The 18044-nt window shown below is 35.6% G+C and carries 21 protein-coding genes and 2 pseudogenes; 3 read left to right on the forward strand and 20 right to left on the reverse strand.

Annotation, left to right across the window (positions count from 1 at the left end):
* Window positions 1-55 precede the first annotated feature (55 nt).
* The 18 genes and pseudogenes from B9T35_RS06925 to acnD all read right to left on the reverse strand — a co-directional run bounded on the left by B9T35_RS06925 (window position 56) and on the right by acnD (window position 13806).
* Entirely contained in the window at window positions 56-397 is a 342-nt protein-coding gene (locus B9T35_RS06925) for a zinc ribbon domain-containing protein YjdM (RefSeq protein ID WP_086190395.1), read from the reverse strand.
* A gap of 118 nt (window positions 398-515) precedes the next feature.
* Window positions 516-865 (reverse strand): annotated as a pseudogene (locus tag B9T35_RS06930) (DUF488 domain-containing protein).
* A 9-nt stretch (window positions 866-874) separates the two neighbouring features.
* A complete protein-coding gene (locus B9T35_RS06935) occupies window positions 875-1321 on the reverse strand; it encodes an SRPBCC family protein (RefSeq protein ID WP_086190396.1) in 447 nt (148 codons plus the stop codon).
* 179 nt (window positions 1322-1500) lie between these two features.
* A complete protein-coding gene (locus B9T35_RS06940) occupies window positions 1501-1878 on the reverse strand; it encodes a ribonuclease E inhibitor RraB (protein ID WP_086190397.1) in 378 nt (125 codons plus the stop codon).
* Between the two features lie 180 nt (window positions 1879-2058).
* The gene (locus B9T35_RS06945) at window positions 2059-2343 is read right to left on the reverse strand and encodes a hypothetical protein (RefSeq protein ID WP_086190398.1); all 285 of its coding nucleotides are present in this window, start codon (window positions 2341-2343) and stop codon (window positions 2059-2061) included.
* Window positions 2344-2415: 72 nt separating this feature from the next.
* Window positions 2416-3081: a pseudouridine synthase gene (locus B9T35_RS06950; protein WP_086190399.1), complete on the reverse strand. Its 666-nt coding sequence runs from the start codon at window positions 3079-3081 to the stop codon at window positions 2416-2418.
* Window positions 3082-3365: 284 nt separating this feature from the next.
* Window positions 3366-3689, reverse strand: a complete 324-nt coding sequence (locus B9T35_RS06955; RefSeq protein ID WP_086190400.1) for a hypothetical protein — start codon at window positions 3687-3689, stop codon at window positions 3366-3368.
* Between the two features lie 863 nt (window positions 3690-4552).
* Window positions 4553-5254: a DUF1003 domain-containing protein gene (locus B9T35_RS06960; protein ID WP_086190401.1), complete on the reverse strand. Its 702-nt coding sequence runs from the start codon at window positions 5252-5254 to the stop codon at window positions 4553-4555.
* A 744-nt stretch (window positions 5255-5998) separates the two neighbouring features.
* Window positions 5999-6460, reverse strand: coding sequence for a hypothetical protein (locus tag B9T35_RS06965; RefSeq protein ID WP_086190402.1), 462 nt, complete (start codon window positions 6458-6460; stop codon window positions 5999-6001).
* Between the two features lie 385 nt (window positions 6461-6845).
* On the reverse strand, window positions 6846-7424 hold the full coding sequence (locus B9T35_RS06970) for a DUF4126 domain-containing protein (protein ID WP_086190403.1): 579 nt from the start codon (window positions 7422-7424) through the stop codon (window positions 6846-6848).
* A gap of 129 nt (window positions 7425-7553) precedes the next feature.
* Window positions 7554-7688, reverse strand: a complete 135-nt coding sequence (locus B9T35_RS18555; protein WP_086190404.1) for a zinc ribbon-containing protein — start codon at window positions 7686-7688, stop codon at window positions 7554-7556.
* A gap of 160 nt (window positions 7689-7848) precedes the next feature.
* Window positions 7849-9039, reverse strand: coding sequence for an MFS transporter (locus tag B9T35_RS06980; protein WP_086190405.1), 1191 nt, complete (start codon window positions 9037-9039; stop codon window positions 7849-7851).
* Between the two features lie 193 nt (window positions 9040-9232).
* Window positions 9233-9370 carry an antitoxin gene (locus B9T35_RS06985; protein ID WP_228147097.1) on the reverse strand — a complete coding sequence of 46 codons (138 nt, stop codon included), beginning with the start codon at window positions 9368-9370 and terminating at the stop codon, window positions 9233-9235.
* Window positions 9371-9438: 68 nt separating this feature from the next.
* Window positions 9439-9798 carry a hypothetical protein gene (locus B9T35_RS06990; RefSeq protein WP_086190406.1) on the reverse strand — a complete coding sequence of 120 codons (360 nt, stop codon included), beginning with the start codon at window positions 9796-9798 and terminating at the stop codon, window positions 9439-9441.
* Between the two features lie 33 nt (window positions 9799-9831).
* A complete protein-coding gene (locus tag B9T35_RS18395) occupies window positions 9832-9993 on the reverse strand; it encodes a hypothetical protein (RefSeq protein WP_171264234.1) in 162 nt (53 codons plus the stop codon).
* 68 nt (window positions 9994-10061) lie between these two features.
* Entirely contained in the window at window positions 10062-10544 is a 483-nt protein-coding gene (locus tag B9T35_RS06995) for a hypothetical protein (RefSeq protein ID WP_086190407.1), read from the reverse strand.
* Between the two features lie 59 nt (window positions 10545-10603).
* A complete protein-coding gene (locus tag B9T35_RS07000; protein WP_086190408.1) occupies window positions 10604-11119 on the reverse strand; it encodes a hypothetical protein in 516 nt (171 codons plus the stop codon).
* An 80-nt stretch (window positions 11120-11199) separates the two neighbouring features.
* On the reverse strand, window positions 11200-13806 hold the full coding sequence (gene acnD / locus B9T35_RS07005; RefSeq protein ID WP_086190409.1) for a Fe/S-dependent 2-methylisocitrate dehydratase AcnD: 2607 nt from the start codon (window positions 13804-13806) through the stop codon (window positions 11200-11202).
* 238 nt (window positions 13807-14044) lie between these two features.
* Here acnD and B9T35_RS07010 point away from each other — a divergent pair, with 238 nt between their 5' ends.
* Both B9T35_RS07010 and B9T35_RS07015 read left to right on the forward strand, forming a co-directional pair.
* A complete protein-coding gene (locus tag B9T35_RS07010) occupies window positions 14045-14767 on the forward strand; it encodes a YgfZ/GcvT domain-containing protein (RefSeq protein ID WP_086190410.1) in 723 nt (240 codons plus the stop codon).
* A 131-nt stretch (window positions 14768-14898) separates the two neighbouring features.
* Window positions 14899-15621, forward strand: a complete 723-nt coding sequence (locus B9T35_RS07015; RefSeq protein WP_086190411.1) for a DsbC family protein — start codon at window positions 14899-14901, stop codon at window positions 15619-15621.
* 208 nt (window positions 15622-15829) lie between these two features.
* On the opposite strand, the gene B9T35_RS07020 is transcribed toward B9T35_RS07015, so the two are convergent.
* The gene (locus tag B9T35_RS07020; RefSeq protein ID WP_086190412.1) at window positions 15830-17014 is read right to left on the reverse strand and encodes a PQQ-dependent sugar dehydrogenase; all 1185 of its coding nucleotides are present in this window, start codon (window positions 17012-17014) and stop codon (window positions 15830-15832) included.
* 164 nt (window positions 17015-17178) lie between these two features.
* Between B9T35_RS07020 and B9T35_RS07025 the strand changes: the two are divergent.
* Window positions 17179-17515: pseudogene (locus B9T35_RS07025) on the forward strand (low molecular weight protein tyrosine phosphatase family protein).
* A 58-nt stretch (window positions 17516-17573) separates the two neighbouring features.
* On the opposite strand, the gene B9T35_RS07030 reads toward B9T35_RS07025, so the two are convergent.
* Window positions 17574-17819, reverse strand: a complete 246-nt coding sequence (locus B9T35_RS07030; protein ID WP_086190413.1) for a hypothetical protein — start codon at window positions 17817-17819, stop codon at window positions 17574-17576.
* Between the last annotated feature and the right edge of the window lie 225 nt (window positions 17820-18044).

Raw genomic sequence — 18044 nt, forward strand, 5'->3', positions numbered from 1 at the left:
AAAAGGCTTTAGATCATTCCATCTAAAACCTTTTTTAATATTAAAAATAATCTTATTAAGCTTTTTTAACAAACTCTGATTTTAGCTTCATTGCGCCAAAACCATCGACTTTACAATCAATATCATGACCATCACTGGCATCAGTCAGTAAGCGAATATTTTTCGCTTTTGTTCCAACTTTGACCACTGAAGATGAACCTTTAATTTTTAGATCTTTAATTACAGTGACAGTATCGCCATCTGTCAGAACATTACCCACTGAATCTTTTATAATAATTTGCTCATCACTGACTTGCTCACCGTCTTTCCACTCATGTGAACATTCAGGACAAATCAATAATTCCCCATCTTCATACGCATATTCAGAATTGCATTTTGGGCAATTTGGCAAAGACATAAGAAACCCTCAAAATAAATAAAGCAAAGACAACACTATAGCAGTTTTATATTTTACATATCCTATAAAACCATATTATTAGTATGGAATAATCATAAGATATCTAAAATGATGAGAATTAGATTTCCTCTATCAACTGCTTAAGTACAACCACATGATTCCGATCTGCATTTTTGCCGAAGTCATGAATGTAATTTGCTCCTGTTTTGCCATATCTCGAAGTTCAATGATCTTATCAATCTGTTGATTCAATTCAGCACGATAGCGCTGTTGAAACTCATCCCAACGTGAATCGATATCTTCGTGATACCATTTTCTCAATTCATTGGAAGGCGTAATTTCTTTGGGCCAAAGATCGATTTTGGCATTTTCTTTTTTGATTCCACGAGGCCAAAGTCGATCAACTAAAATCCGCTTTCCATCTAATTCTGACACTTCATCATAAATTCTTTTAGTGGCAATTTTCATGTCATTCTATTACTGATCAGGAATACTCGGATTGACCAATAAAGCCAATAACTGCAAAGACTCTTGCCAACCCAGATAACAAGCTTCAACAGGAATAACATCGGGTAAACCTGACTGCGTGATATTTACTTCTGTACCAACTAAAACCGCTTTCAACTCAATGGTCATTTCAATTTGACCTGTTAAATTCGGATCGTCAAAAATGTCGGTATAACGAATCAGTTGATGCGGAATTAATTCAACATATGTCCCCCCAAAAGCATGCGTTGAACTTGTAGAAAAATTGGTAAATGACATTTTATAAGTGCCACCGACCTTGGCATCTAAATGATGTACTTTTGCAGTAAATCCATGTGGTGCCATCCATTTAACCAAGGCATCAGGATCTAAAAAGGCTTTATATACACGTTCAGGGGGAGCACTAAACACACGATGTATTTTGACTATATTACTCATAACTTATCCATAAGCATTATTGTTTTCGAATCTTGAGTCTACCGCTGTCATCCATCATTTTTTGTTTTTTTTAGTATATTGAAACTTAAATTATAGAACTCAATAAGATACTTCGCTCAAAACCTCAATAAAAAAAGCATGCGGTTTAAGCATGCTTTTTTAGATTTCAGTCGATGAAATTATTCAGCGGCTTCTTCTTCATCTTCGTCGTCATAAACATATGCCATGCAACCCCAACCATCGTATTCACCGCCATGCTGTTCTGCAATTTTAGTGAACCATTCTTCCAAGTCTACGATGTCAGAATATTCAGGTTCCATATAAACATAAACGGTAATGATCCATTCAGTCGTATCAGACTCTTCATCTTCAAACAGACTAATTTTCTGCTCTTCTTTCAGTAAATAAAGCGCACATTTATCTGCAAGCTCTTCACTTTGGAATGCCATTGAAAATTCAATTTCATGCGGTTCAGTCAGGTCATCACCATCTTCAGCCATTTGCCAAAGTACGTTACCGTTGTCGTCATCTGGGAATTGTTCAAAATTGCGAGTCATGGGAAATTTCCTTGTTATCTTTGTTGCTTTATAGCATATATGACAGCTTAGCTGAGTTTTGTTTCAGTTTGGAGATCTGTTCCGTATACATTAGTCATCTTACACCCGTATGAGCGACTGTTTTATATTTCCCTTTTAACGAGAAATAGAAAAGCGCTATGCAAGAGTCTTTTGGTTCGATTAAAAATATTCGACTTTTATTTTACTTAACTCGCATAAAGTACGTTGCCCATCTTTACTTGCCATATTTAATGAATACCCTTCTTGCTTTAGCAATGCATAAGCTTCCTCTAAAGTATCGACCATGATTTTATTGCTAGGTTTTACTTCTGCGCTCTCTGAATCAGCTACTTTTTTTATATTTAATACAAATTTTTCTAATGAGTTTTTTTTAGCTTCAAAGGTTACACCTTTCGCCTTACCTTTGGTGCCTACAGTATATAAACGTTTAATCGGTGAATTCATATCATTATTCCAAAGCAGTGCTATTCATAAATACAGTCAGTATATTAACCTAGTCCGCTGTTTTAGGTTGAGTTAAAAAGGTACATTCCCCTTAATTTCAACATCAGCCCCACTCAAGGGTTGCTTAAATGCCAAATAACTTGCATGCAATGCCATACGTTTTAAAGGCGTATTTTTATAATCAGAATGATAAAACTGATCTCCCGTAATTGGATGACCAATATATTGCATATGCACACGAAGCTGATGTGAACGCCCCGTAATTGGGGTTAATAACACACGACTAATATCTTCTTCCTCAACATAAGACACTGCTTGATATAAGGTTTGTGCAGGCTTACCCAATTCAAAATGTACAATTTGACGCGGTCGGTTTTCCCAATCTGTGATTAAAGGGACATCGACACGTCCTTCGCCTTCTAATTTCCCTTGCACCAAAGCAATATAATTTTTCTTCACAGTTCGAGCTTGAAACATTTTGCTTACAGCTACTTCAGCATTTCGATGCTTGGCAAACATGAGAATACCTGATGTCGCCATATCTAAACGATGGGTGATTTTTGCATGTGGATATTTTTCTAATACGCGAAAATAAGCACTGTCGTGATGTTCAGGTAAACGCCCCGGTACAGACAATAAACCCGCAGGCTTTTCAATCACGACCAGATCATCATCTTCATAAAGAATGAAAAGTGCTTCTTGCGGTGGTGCATAGACAAAATTATTTTGGCGTGACATAAAAATTTAAATTAGATAAGAAAAGTTTACAGACTGATTTTAAATTTAATCAAAAACCTGTACCAGCTTTATCTGGATTAATTCTTTATTTGTTCAGTTGAGTCAGAAGGCTCTCTCTCTAAAAGATCAATTCTGTTTATATTTTTAATCCTATTCAATTTGAAGAAACAGTAAAAAGCTCAATGCAAGAAATTGAATAGCTCTTACATTGAAATAGGCCTATTTTTGGGCTTTGGCTTTGCATTATCAAATTGAGAACACAATATATCTATGTTCTCAATAACTCAGACTTTAGCTTTCATCCACGGCATTTTAATATCTTGATAATGAGGAGATACGCCAATATTTCCATAAGTACCGGGATTGCCATAACTCCCGATACTGCCATGCATAGCACGACCACCAAAATTAGAATTTTTGAGTGCAGAAGTCGTATTAAATAACAAACGGTTCTCATACACTACTTCACCTAAGTAGTAGCCATTTGAATCGATAAAGATCCCTTCATTTTCTAAAAAATATCCAATGCCTTGCCCATTGGGAGCATGAAGTTGCTGATTGATCAGATTAGCAATATGTTGCCCTTTACGATTAAATAGAAACTGCATTGTTCATACCTTTTTATTATCAGCTTAATTTTTAGCCATTCTATACTAAAGTTTAGCTAAAGAAAAAAATTATGTGACTTATCTCATCATTTTAATCGGTGAAAGGAGGTTGAATAGTTCTCTTAAAAAATCAAAAACGAACAAAACTTTCTCATGGAAATAATATTTGATTAATATTGAATGTTCCTTCTACTTTTAAGCGAAACTTAGAATGATAGTTAACCTCAAGATAACTTTCTAGTCCCATCTTTAGAAAAGAGGAGGAATCCATTGTGAAACAAATATTGATTACAAGCTGACTTATACAAGATGTTTAATGATTTGAATTAAAAAAAATTTATTTTTAAATTTCTTAGAAGATTTTCTATATGTAGGCTTTTATTAAATATACAATTTTTTGAGGGTGATTTGGGAAAACAACTTGGTTTACTTCAACTATTAAAACTTTGTAAGTTTTAATCTTATAGCCTATAAATTGGTAATCTATAGCGTCCTAAGCCGAATTGAGACCTTTTGGGTAAGTACTACACTCACGTTGTACGCAACTGGTAGCATCTGCTCTTTTCGATCCCTTTCACACCCTTGAGATATACTTTACCCAAAGTTGTTCGGAATTATTTCCCTAAGAAAAGCTCATTTCATTCATTTTTAGAAAATATTTTCTATAAAGATAAAAATTAAAGAATTATTTCCCAATTATGCAAAATTTACGGTTTTTTATTTCAAATAAAGCATATTTATTGAGATTTTAATCCATGTAATATAGAAAAAATATGGCAAATTCAGATTCAATCTATTTGATACAGTTTTTTGATGTTTCATGACAAGAGAAGCTAATGCACTTACGAACTGTTGCAAGAGGTCTAATGCTTTTTACTCATTTCAGCAAGAAGATCAATTTGGATTTCTTGAATTTGCGCCAATCTGTCCCACTGGTGTGAAAGCAAATGATCTAGCTTTTCATGTAAATGTCGAATCTCTAGCTCTGCTTTTAAGTTAATTTGATAATCATTTTGTGAACGCAAACGATCTTTGGCTTCTTGGCGGTTTTGGCTCATCATAATCACAGGAGCTTGAATCGCAGCCAAACATGAGAGAATTAAATTTAATAAGATAAATGGATAGGGATCTGCTGGGCGCGATACCATCACCACAGTATTCACAATAATCCAAATGGCCAAGAATACGGCAAAGCAAATTAAGAATGCCCAACTCCCACCAAAAGTTGCAATTTTGTCTGCTAATCTTTCCCCAAATGACCAGTTTTGATCAAGTTCTGTTTCTACATTTTTAGTGATCAGTTCATGTTGTTGCATACTATTAATCACTTCATATTCAAGGTCTGTCACCTCACCTTTTTCAGATTTTAATAGGGACTGCACATATTGAATACGATATTTGGTTAAGTCTGCATGGCAAATATAATCTTGCACTGACCAATTTGGATAATCATGTAAAATTTCTTGGCTAACAACTTCTCGGATTGCATCTGCTGGAATCAAATTTTTATTTGAGAAGCTTTTTCCGCATACAGCACATGCATGGCATTCAGTTTTTCCGTTCATGGCATTCTCTTTCTTATCGCTTATAAACGTTTAAGTTCTATTTTCACGATACACCATGTTTTCACTGATTTATATGAAGCCTTTTATCTCATGGCTTTTTATTTTTTCTTAGAGCGTTTTATACAAAACTTACCCACACTTATGCAAGATACTTGATCTCTATTGTTATTTGGGTCTAAGGAAATGATCCGTTTAAGTGTAAGGATTAGATTTCAGTTTTTTGATTTATATCAATCTTATTTTTATTAGAAAGTACTTTAAATTATTCTTTTAAATTATTCTTTTAAATTTTTTAGGGTGAGTGGGAAAACAACTTGGTTTACTTCAACCGTTAAAACTTTGTAAGTTTTAACCCTTTGCCTATAAATTGGTAATCTATAGCGTCCTAAGCCGAATCGAGACCTTTTGGGTAAGTACTACACTCACGTTGTACGCAACTGGTAGCAATCTGCTCTTTTCGATCCCTTCACCCTTGAAGTAAATATTAGCGAAAAGCCTGCGGGATTAATTTCCGATGATTGTCTATTTTTTAGCTTTTTTAGGAAATTTTTCCGTAAAAACTAAGAATGAGAGGATTTTTTATTTTATCTGCCAAGAATCATGATTTTTTATCATGAGTATCCATCAAAGTGATTTTATTTTTCAAAATGATTAATCTCATTTATTGTTATTTTTTGGGAAATGATACGATTGAATATATAAGATACTCCCAATCCATGCAGAGCATCTTATGCATTGTTTAAATTAAGCGATACGATATTCCTGCATCGACTTTTTATGTAGCAGTTGTTTGTAGTGCTCAATCATCGAATCGACGTGCCCATCTAAGAAAAGTGAAAGCTGTTCAACCACTTGGCTTTGATTTAAATTTTTATAAATGATCGTATAATTTTTAGTACGCTTCCATAATCCTAAAAGCTCTTTATTCACCACACTAAATTCGATATTACTGTCGATGTGAAATTGCGGTTCAGTTTGGGTACTATGTGCATTCAGCTTGATACTGATATATTGTTCGGTATCAATATTCATGACACTAAATGCACTTTCACTTTGCGCTTGTTGTAATTGTTTCAATAACTGACGTCGCCAATTGATATTAAAAAATTTACGTAAAATCAAATTTGTATCTTCTGATTCAAAGTTTTCTGTTTGCTCCGCCCCATTTCCTTCAGGCAAATTAATTTCTATCTCGAAATTTTTCATTGTTTCATCGATCCATGTGTTTTAAATATTGTTGTTTATTATTAACACTTATCCTATTGTTTAAAAATAACTTAATTTGCATAATATTTAAAACATAAAACCATTTTCATGACTTAATCCACAAAAGCATGCTTATTTTTCATACATCTTTAGTCTTAGCTTTCCATTTTCCTCAGCTTTTTAATCCATCTTTTAGATGGAAATACATCGAAGCAATTAAAATTTTATGTCTTTTCCATAGATGAGTTTTATTTCATCAATTTTCAATAAAGTACTCTCTAATCGTATAAAAAATTCAGCCCAAGAGCTGAGTTTAAACATTGAAAATTCAATTAATGATGGCGCTCGTCTATCGATCCAACAACTTGTACATGCTTCTCGTTTCTTAGACAGTCGAATGGTTTAAACTCTCTTGTTTCTTGCGTCTGATCCAACGGATAACCACAACAACCAATAACACGATAAAAATAACCACAAGCACAGGTACGATAAAAGACAAAACGGAAAGTATGATTGCCCCGATCCATTCCCCTGTAGAGACTAAAGGATTGGCAATACCACCTGTTGTTGCTGTCGATACACCACGAACCGCAACTGTCCCCATTTGTACAGCACCTGCTGTACCACCACCCACAATAATCGCGGATGCCCAACTAGCAAACTGCGACATTTCTCCACTGCTCACCGCCATGGTTGCTAATGTTCCTGCAACCATGGCTGCAGGTGTTGCCACAGTATCCAAAGCATTGTCTACCCACGGAATATAATAAGCGCCAATCTCGCAGAGTGTTGCGACTGCTAAACCGAAGCAAACTGCTGGCATAGCTAACCATTCAAAGCCTTTCATAGGTTCGAATAATCCCATCAGTGATGCGACACTCATCACCAGTAAAGGTACAAAAACTCGGAAACCACAGGCAGCACTGAGTCCAATGCCTATACATAAACCTAATATTGTTTCCATAATTCTTTCCTTACCTTAACTGGCTTTTTATATTTTTAGATGATTTATAAATTAACAAAAAGCCCCATCAAGTGATAGGGCTTTTGTTTAAACAGAATCGTCTGTTTGATGTATTTTGTTTGAGCAATTTTATTTTTTAAACTCAGTCCCATTGCATTTTAGGCAAGGCGGTAAACGATCCGTATTAATTTCTAAAAATACACGTTGTCCACATTGAGTACAGAAATAAAAGCCTGTTCCGGGTTTTTCGCCAGCTGTAACCATGATTTTGCCTCTATCTTATCGATATTTTTAGGCAGTATATCTTGGTTATGATGATTATTGATTGTCCATTTCGACAAGTGATGATGGCGTTTGGGCAAGCGACTATCAAGAATGGATTATATAAACCCACCCTAATTTTTAGATGAAGCAAAAAGAAGTTTTAAATTCCAGTTTGTTTACTACGATTTATAAACACTAAAGTGGTGGCGATACAGGTCAGCACACTTGCACAAACAAGATTCAACCAAAGCCCTAAACCGTCATAAATTAACCCACCAGCAAAAGCGCCTAATCCGATTGAAAGGTTAAATACAGCAACATTAAATGCAGAAGCTAATTCAAGCTGTGTAGGTGCTGAACGAATCATCCATGTCATTAAGGAAACTGAAACACCACCATACGCAAATCCCCAGATTAAAAATAAGCCGATATTTACAAAGGAGGAATCACCAAAAAATATAAATAGAAACAAGACCATCGTTAATAAAAAAGCGATGCTAAATAAGGTTTGCCAAAGAAATTTCTGAATTGTAAAGCCTAAAACAAAATTACCTAGAATGCCTAGAACCCCATAAACCAACAATAAGATCCCAATAGATGCATCAGAAAAATGCGCTATTTCTTGTAATAAAGGGCGGATAAAGGTATATGCCGCAAAATGCCCTGTCACGATAAATAAGGTTAAGCTTAATCCAATGATAATATTGGGGTTTTTGAGTACTATTAAACTGCTGCGCCATGTCGTTACTTGTTGAACAGGTAAAGTCGGTAATGACCAAAAGAGCATGATAAATACAATAACCACTAAGATGGCGACACAGACAAAAGCCATCCGCCATCCAAATAAATCACCGAGATATACACCTGCGGGGATGCCCAATACAGATGCTGCGGCAATCCCACTAAAAATAATGGATGTGGCAAGTCCCACTTTCTTAGGCGGCATTAAACGAACGGCAAGACTGCCTGCTAAAGCCCAAATACCGCCCATAGAAATACCGAATAATACCCTTGCGAGCAATAGCCAATGAAATGCGTGTGTCATTGCTGAAACGAGTGTTGAAATAAACAATAACAGCATAAAAAATAGCAGTAATTGACGGCGATTGATGCGGTTAAAAACCAAAACAACACACGGTGCAACAATGGCAGCGACTAAGGAGGGCGTAGAAATAATTAGACTGGTGTGACCTAAGGGTTGCTGCATACTTTCTGCAATAGGGGTCAATAATCCAATTGGGAGCATTTCTGCACTGACCACAGAAAAAATGGCTAAAGCGACGGCAATCACGGCGAGCCACGCCTTTATGTTCACTCGAGGTTCTTGTTCAGCGGATGTTTCAAAACTCATTGGGTACTTCAAATATTTTACTGTGTCGTAATATACGCAATAGAGATAAGCTTGAGAAACGTTATTTGTGTTGTATGATTGGAAGAAATAAAAGTGATCAAGCCCTTTATCATTGGAATAAATGATTTAAATAAGCTTAAATTTGCTCAAATTAGTATAAAAGTACGAAGTTAATTTTTTTAAATTAGATCGTTCAATTATGATTGTTTTTTTGGAGAATAACTTGACTACCATAGCGAAAGATTTTGACTTCTACAGCTTCAAAACGAAACTCTTTATGTAAATTAAAAGCTTGGCTACGACCTGTCATAAAAACTTTTGCGGTAGGCATGAAGCTACTCCATCCGTTTTGATATATCTTATGACAGGTATTTATTGAGCATTTTTCAAACAATATCTTCAATCAACATCCAATGGCATACCATCTGTGCCAAATAGCACACCACGTTCCACTAACTTTTCACAAGCTGCGTGATGGACGACACCTCGCTTACTCACTTTAGCTTCTAGTAATCTGCGTAATGTTGCTTCGCTGACATTGGTATGATGCACGACTTCTATGCGTACACCCCAAAATTTATCGTTTGCAAAGCGATCAAGTATTTTTGAATCTGCATCGGGGTTCATGGCAGCTATAACTCGAATCGCCTGATTTGGATCAGTTAAAAATGGTTCAAGTTCTTCTGTATTGGATGCACCACTTGCCACAATGTAGCGTTTTTTTTCTTCGGCTTTTTGTTCAGGTGATTTTTTGGGCATTGATTCCTCGAATATTTTTTTACTTTGAATATCTTACAACTCTTCACGCTTTTGTGGTGGTTCATCTATTCTTTCTTCGGAATAGAAACCTGTAGGCATTTCAGAAAATGATTTAAACAACTTTTCTATGTTAATGGTTTTATTTTGAAGTACTTTTCCTTCAATTTTAGGAAGTTTTGGTTTTTCTATAGTCATTTTTTACTCCTAATTTTGTAATATTTTTAGTTCCATAATCTAGTCAATAAAACCAAGTAATTTTTAACTTAAGGGGAATGATCATTTACTGCAAAATCTATTATATAAACAATTTCCCCATTTTCCTTTACAGAAACAGAGGAGTCTTTCACATACGTTATACCAGCATCATCAAATAATTTAAAAACCTCATTCTTATGGTTTACATCAACACGATAGTCATTATTTTTCACAAATTTTTTAGGTATATATTTCATAGCATATGCTAAATTAAGGAAATATTCTTTTGAAATATCGCTTCCATACTCATCTAAAATTTTCTCTATATCATTAATTTCCCCATAAAATTCAGGAACGAAAGTTTTTAAGTTATTATTTTCCATTGCAATATTATATGCTGATACTTCACTTTTAAAGGTACTTTTAATTTGCTCATCTCTATTAGATTCTTTTCGCTTAAATACCTTTATAGCTTTATTATTAGTTTTATTAAAAAAAACTGTTCCATATGCTCCATTATCATAATTACGATAAGATAAACGTAAAATCATTTTAGAATTCCTTGACTTTTATAATTACTACTTAAAAAATCTCCTGGACTTAATAAGTATTATATTAAAGTGTAAAAAAAATTTGTACCTAATACTGGTTCTGTAGTAACGAGATAATCAGATTTTTCAACTATATCACCTCTAACTTCTCCAACATGCACACCTAAGCACCATAACGTACGTGTAGTATTAATTCCTGAATATTTGATATTTCCAAATTTTTTTATGTCTTTTATCATATGTCTCAAACAAGTGGTAGAACTAATATCTTGTTTAATCTCTAAAGGTATAGATGATGTTTTTCGTTTTTGATGAATCATAAAATCTAAAATGGCTAATTTTTGTTTAGTCTTTTTTCTGCCATCAACTGAACAACGAACCTCTCTATCCACTGACTTTATATCTAAATGATTTTTTAAAAAAATGTAAAATTCTACCTGTAACCAAATTTCCCAACCTTTAATATCAAATCGTTCAAAATCATTTAACTTACCAACAATATAGTCTTGTAAAAAAAACTCTTCACTGATTTTTAAAATAAATTCTCGATCTTTTTGTATAGTTCTATTATTCATAAATATTTTCACTTGGATAAAAACCCCACTTAACAGTAGGGCTTTTTTACAACAAAATCAATTACTTTTAGCTTAAAATCTTAAGCCACATTCCCTTCCAAAAAATCCTGTGCAAAGCGTTGCAACACACCGCCTGCTTCATACACATGAACCTCTTCTTCCGTATCCAAACGACACGTCACAGCAACTTCAACCACTTCATTTTTACCGTCTTCAGTGGCACGTTCAATCACCAAAGTTAAATCAGAACGTGGCGCAATATTACCAATCACGCTATACAACTCAGTACCATCCAACTTCAAGGTTTTACGGTCAATACCAGACTTAAACTCAAGCGGTAACACGCCCATACCGACTAAGTTAGTACGATGAATACGCTCAAAACCTTCCGCAACAATTACTTCTACACCTGCAAGACGCACACCTTTGGCAGCCCAGTCACGGCTCGAACCCTGACCATAATCCTTACCTGCAATAATGATCAACGGTTGCTTACGATTCATATAGGTTTCAATCGCTTCCCACATACGCATCACTTCGCCTTCAGGCTCAACACGTGCTTTTGAACCTTGCTTCACTGTACCATCAGTACGTGTCACCATTTCATTAAACAATTTCGGGTTAGCAAAAGTCGCGCGTTGCGTAGTTAAGTGATCACCACGATGCGTTGCGTATGAATTAAAGTCTTCCTCAGGCACACCCATTTTTTTCAAATATTCACCTGAAGCACTGTCTAAGACAATCGCATTCGATGGTGATAAATGATCTGTGGTGATGTTGTCACCCAAAATTGCCAATGGACGCATATTTGCCAATGTACGTGGAGCAGCCAAAGCGCCTTCCCAATATGGCGGACGACGGATATAAGTACTTTGCGGACGCCAAGCATACAGCGGGCTTTCAGATTTCGCATTCACGCCCAAATCAAACATTGGAATGTAGATTTTTTTGAATTGCTCAGGTTTTACAGCAACTTTCACCAAAGCATCAATTTCTTCATCAGACGGCCAAATATCTTTTAAGTAAATTGGATTGCCATCTTTATCATTCCCCAATGAATCCGTTTCAATGTCAAAACGAATCGTTCCCGCAATCGCATAGGCAACGACAAGTGGCGGAGAAGCCAAGAATGCTTGTTTTGCATAAGGATGGATACGACCATCAAAATTACGGTTACCCGAAAGTACCGCAGTCGCATACAAATCACGGTCAATAATTTCTTGCTGAATTTTAGGATCTAACGCACCCGACATACCGTTACAGGTGGTACATGCATAAGCAACAATACCAAAACCGAGTTTTTCTAAATCAGTGAGTACACCTGCTTCTTCCAAATACAAAGCCGCCGCTTTAGAACCCGGTGCAAAAGATGATTTCACCCAAGGTTTACGCTCTAAGCCCAACTCATTTGCTTTACGTGCAAGCAAGCCTGCCGCAACGGTATTCCGTGGATTAGACGTATTGGTACATGAGGTAATTGCAGCGATAATCACCGCACCATCAGGCATTAAACCATCGGTACGATGTTCAACGACACCTGCAATGCCTTTGGCTTTTAAATCGCTTGTAGATACACGTGCATGTGGGTTTGATGGCCCTGCAATGTTACGGGTCACCGTTGATAAATCGAAACGTAACACACGTGGATATTCAGCTTGTGTCATATCACTTGCCCAAAGACCAATTTCTTTGGCATAAGTTTCTACAAGTCTAATTTGATCTGCTTCACGACCTGTCAGTGTTAAATAATCAATGGTGTTTTGGTCGATATAGAACATCGCAGCAGTTGCGCCATATTCAGGGGTCATGTTGGAAATCGTTGCACGATCACCGACTGACATGCTGTCGGCACCTTCACCAAAGAACTCAAGATACGCACCAACAACACGCTCTTTACGCAAAAATTCAGTTAAAGCCAATACAATGTCTGTCGCAGTAATGCCTGCTTGACGCTGACCGACAAATTCCACGCCAATAATATCAGGCAGACGCATCCAAGACGCACGACCTAACATTACATTTTCAGCTTCTAAACCACCGACACCAATCGAAATGACACCGAGTGCATCCGTATGTGGCGTATGTGAATCTGTACCGACACAGGTATCTGGATACGCAATACCACCACGGTTTTGAATCACAGGTGACATTTTTTCCAAGTTAATTTGATGCATGATGCCGTTGCCCGCAGGAATAACATCCACATTTTCAAAGGCTGTTTTCGTCCATTCGATAAAGTGGAAACGGTCTTCATTACGACGGTCTTCAATCGCACGATTTTTCTCAAAAGCGTCAGGATCAGAACCACCAAACTCCACTGCTAAAGAATGGTCTACGATCAGCTGTGTTGGAACGACAGGATTGACTTTAGATGGGTCACCGCCTTGCTCTGCAATTGCATCACGCAGACCTGCAAGGTCAACCAATGCTGTTTGACCAAGGATGTCATGACACACTACACGTGCAGGATACCAAGGGAAGTCGTGGTCTTGTTTACGGTTAATCAGTTCTTTTAAAGATTGTTCTAAAATTGCAGGGTCGCAACGGCGAACCAATTGTTCTGCAAGTACTTTTGAAGTATATGGAAGTTTTGCATAAGCGCCTGGCTGGATATCTTCAATGGCTTGACGCACATCAAAATATTCGAGCTGGGTGTTTTGCAGTGCTTTGCGGTAATTGTTATTCATTGGGTTCGTGCCTCTTGCATCATTTATTACTGCGGGTCTAATGATTGGCATAGTACACTGCTGAAAAGCCATTTCCCAAATCGTTTATATTTCATATACTTAGATATAAAAACAGGGGTTTTAGAAACATTCAGTAACAACTTCTTTGAATTATTTGCACTAAAACTGATTTTTTTTGAAAAATAGTGGAAAATCGGATTCATTCTTTAGTATTAGATTTGAAACAAGTGAGTATCTTATGAGCGGTCTAGCTTTCTCCTCATTCACTTTAATTGGTGTGGATGCACAAAAATTTTTACAAGGGCAAGTGACCTTAAACGCTGAGGCTTTGCCTGAAAATATCACGCGCTACACGGCTATTTGTAGTTTAAAAGGTCGTATTCAGTTTGGTTTATGGATAAAAAAACTTAATCCTGAACATTTCGTGATTGTCACCACTGAAGACCAAGCAGAAGAATTTGCCAAGCATATTAAAAAATTTGGTGCATTTTCTAAGATGAAACTGGAACAGGATGCTCAGGTTTTCCCAACCATCAATGGGGATACAACTGATTTTGCTACTGCTGAAACAGATGTAACTGCGTGGCAACTGCAAGCGATTGATGCAGGTCAAGCTTGGATTTCTGCAAGTACTGCGGAGTTATTCCAACCTCAGGAATTACGTTTGCATCAGCGTGAAGGCGTACATTACGATAAGGGTTGTTATATCGGTCAGGAAATTATTGCTCGTCTTTGGTTTAAGGCAAAACCGAAAGCATGGTTGCATTTGGTGCTTGGAGGTGGCGATGTTCCTGCACCTGCAACGCAATTGAACAATAGTGTACAAGTCGTGAATAGTATTACTTTGGATGATACGTATAAAGCGTTGGTTGTGGCGAAACCTGCAGCGCTTGAAGAGCTCAGTTTAACGGTCTTAGATTTGCCTGAATATTTGAATGGTGATGTGGCGAGACAGCAGTAACACTATAATTTTTAAAATGTTGTGATACATTAGCCTCTAAGTTTAGGGGCTTTTTTATGAATGAAAAAATATTTTATTGTTTTGCACCGCTAATTTAGTTAATAATTAATAAAAATATCTTGAAACTGAAAATGAAGAAATCACAAATACTAATATCAATTTTTGTATCATTACTCTGCAATCAAATGAGCTTGGCAAATACAGAAAGCATCAAAAATATGGCTCAATCATTTCCCCTAAAAATGAAACCTGAGTTTATCGACAAAACTCCTATTGATAATATATATATTTTATCAAATCCACGTGGATCATTTTTAATCGATGCATCTAGTCGCTATTTAATTCAAGGAGATATTATCGACTTAAAAACGGATTTAAATATCACTGAGGCTGTTTATCAAAGCCATTATTCAATTAATCCTAAACAACTACCTGTTGCTCAAGCTTTTAAAGAAATTAAAGGAAATGGTAAACGTCTTCTATATGTATTTTCAGATCCAGATTGCCCTGCTTGCCAATTACTTCAATCTGAATTAGAAGATGTAGATGATATTACAATTTATACTTTTCCTTTTGCATTAACCCATCTTCATCCAACAGCTGTCGAAACCGCAAAGAAAATTTGGTGTTCAAAAGAACCATTAAAAGTATGGAAAAGCTATCTTATTGAACAACAAAAACCTCAGAATAATTCAATGTCTTGTATAAATCCAATTGATAAAAATATGGAATTAGCAAAACTACATAAAATTGCTTTGACTCCAACTATTTTCAACTCATTAGGTCACCGAATTTCAGGTGTTCCTGATCTCAATCAATTAGAAGAATTTATTAATACAAAAAAGTACGATTAACTTAATACATAATTTATAGGGTATTTTTAAATAAAAATACCCTATAAATTATGAGAACATAAATCCTTAATTTTATTTATGCTTTTTTATCAATAACCACTCATCTAAATTCATAGTCGAATAAACATAAAATACATCTGCTCAACAAACCAACCTATCAATAATTTATATTTTTAATTTCTCCTAAATTTTTATAAAGACTCAAAATTTAGGAAGGTTTCTTCTGCCTCACATAATAAATTACACCTGCCCGATCATCTGAAAAATAAAACGAATTTGCATCAATACGGTAAATATCTGCTGGTCGCCCATTTACCGTTTTACCGACTAAAAACCCATCCATAAATGTCTGTAGCTTTTGTCCTTTACGCATAATCGCGATTTTATAACCATGCCCAATCGCTTCATCGGTTGAACCATGTAAAGCCACTAAAAAAGAATTTTTAATCACATCATCTGTGTTTGGATCATCAAAATAATCAAAACCAAGTGCAGATGAATGTGATGGAAAATAAGCATAAGGCGATGCTACATTTTTACAGCCTGACGGACGTTTGAATTTTGGATCTGCAAAAACTTTTCCATTCGACGAATAACACGACGGCCAGCCATAATCTGTATCACGTTTCAGCGCATAAAAAGTTTCATCTGGCTTGTTCTTTCCTAAATGGTCTGCACCTTGATTGGTGGTAAATAAAAATTTACCCACCCATTTCAAACCCACGGCATTGCGTAAACCTGTAGCGAAAATCTTTTGTTCCGAGCCATCAGGATTCATTTCTAACACTGTCGCTCGAACTTTTTCTTTCTCGATACAAGCATTGCAACTTGAGCCAACTGAAATATAAATTTTTCCATTTCCACCGACTGCGATTGTCCGTGTCAGATGCCACCCCCCATATTTATAACTTAAACCATAATCAGGAAAAGTCGTTAAAACTTCAGCTTTACTCGTTGACTTAACTTCACCTTGGGTAAATTTTCGTCGAGTAAGTTGATGCGTTTCAGCTATATATAACCAATCTTGCCCTGAAGAATCTGTATAAAATTGCACTGAATTAGGATTCTTCAAGCCCGTCATATAAGGAATTGTTTTTCCGAATTTCCCCGTTTCAGGATTCCATTCATCTAAAATATAAACAGTGCCTTTTACGTTATCCGATAAATCATGCATATCTGTAACAAACATTCTGCCATCAGGTGCTTTAGCGAAAAACCGTACGCGTTTTAAACCTTCAACCGCAGGAATGATTTCGTAATTTTCAGGAAGATTTAATGAAAATTTCTTTCCATTTTTCAAGTTTATTTGATGAGGCACAAGATTTGGTTGCCCTGCTAAAATAGCCGTTGAACACACTAAACTTATGAATAAAATTGACAGTGCTTTTATCATCTTTAGGATCCTTGTCGACTCATCTTATGAAAAACAACTTAGTTTTATGTTATATAATTTAAATTAATAGTACATAGTCAAATGCGTTGAATCTAAAAATATTCAGATATATCAAAACTCTCAATCAATAATCTTAATCAACAATAAAATTTTAAGGAATTCGTATTAACTACTTATTTATCTGTAGCCGTAATCAATGGCGCAGTCCTGAGTGGCACTGCCACGCAAGGGAATAATTACTTTTCAGTGGGTTATGGCATTCACACCCGTTCTGCGGGTACAAGTCGCCATGCAAAACATACCTTAACGGTGAAAGATATTGCATGGGCGGATTGTATTTGTGTGATGGAACAAAAATATAAAATATGGATGAAAGAAAAATTCCATAAAGAACTGTTACATAAGAAAATTATTGTTTTAGATATTTCAGATGACTATCAATATATGGATGAAGATTTAATCGAGATACTCAAACAATCCATGCAAAATCATCTCGATTAATTCTATAACCTTATGTTAAATCATCATATTCATTGACTTAATTTAAAATAAATTTAAATCAAAACCCATGAAACAACTTGTTCATGTCTTTGACAAGATAATCTTTAAAATGGTAAGCACGTGCATGTTTTGCATCAAATTTTGCAGTTTGACCATCTTTTTCAAAAATATAAACACGGTCATCTTTACTGACTAAAAACTCAGCACCAAGCTTCATCAGCAAAGCATCAATTTTATCTTCATCGGCAATTGATTCATCCTCAAGAACTTTCAAATAATTACGTTTAATGCCTTTAACGAACATGGTTCTACTCACGATGAAAATCAAAAAGGATTTAAACAAATATTGCGATGAAAGCAAAGCAAAGTCTGTGATAAATTTTTAAGACATTAATTCAGTTCAAGTGATCTGTTTCTTTTCACCATTTTACATGCTGTAAAAAAGTGTTACCCACTTGAATGTTTAAAATGGTTGAATTATCCAAATTACGGAAAATATAATATAAAGATTATCATTAACGGCTCAAGC

Source organism: Acinetobacter sp. ANC 3832, from assembly GCF_002135415.1.
Lineage (GTDB): Bacteria > Pseudomonadota > Gammaproteobacteria > Pseudomonadales > Moraxellaceae > Acinetobacter.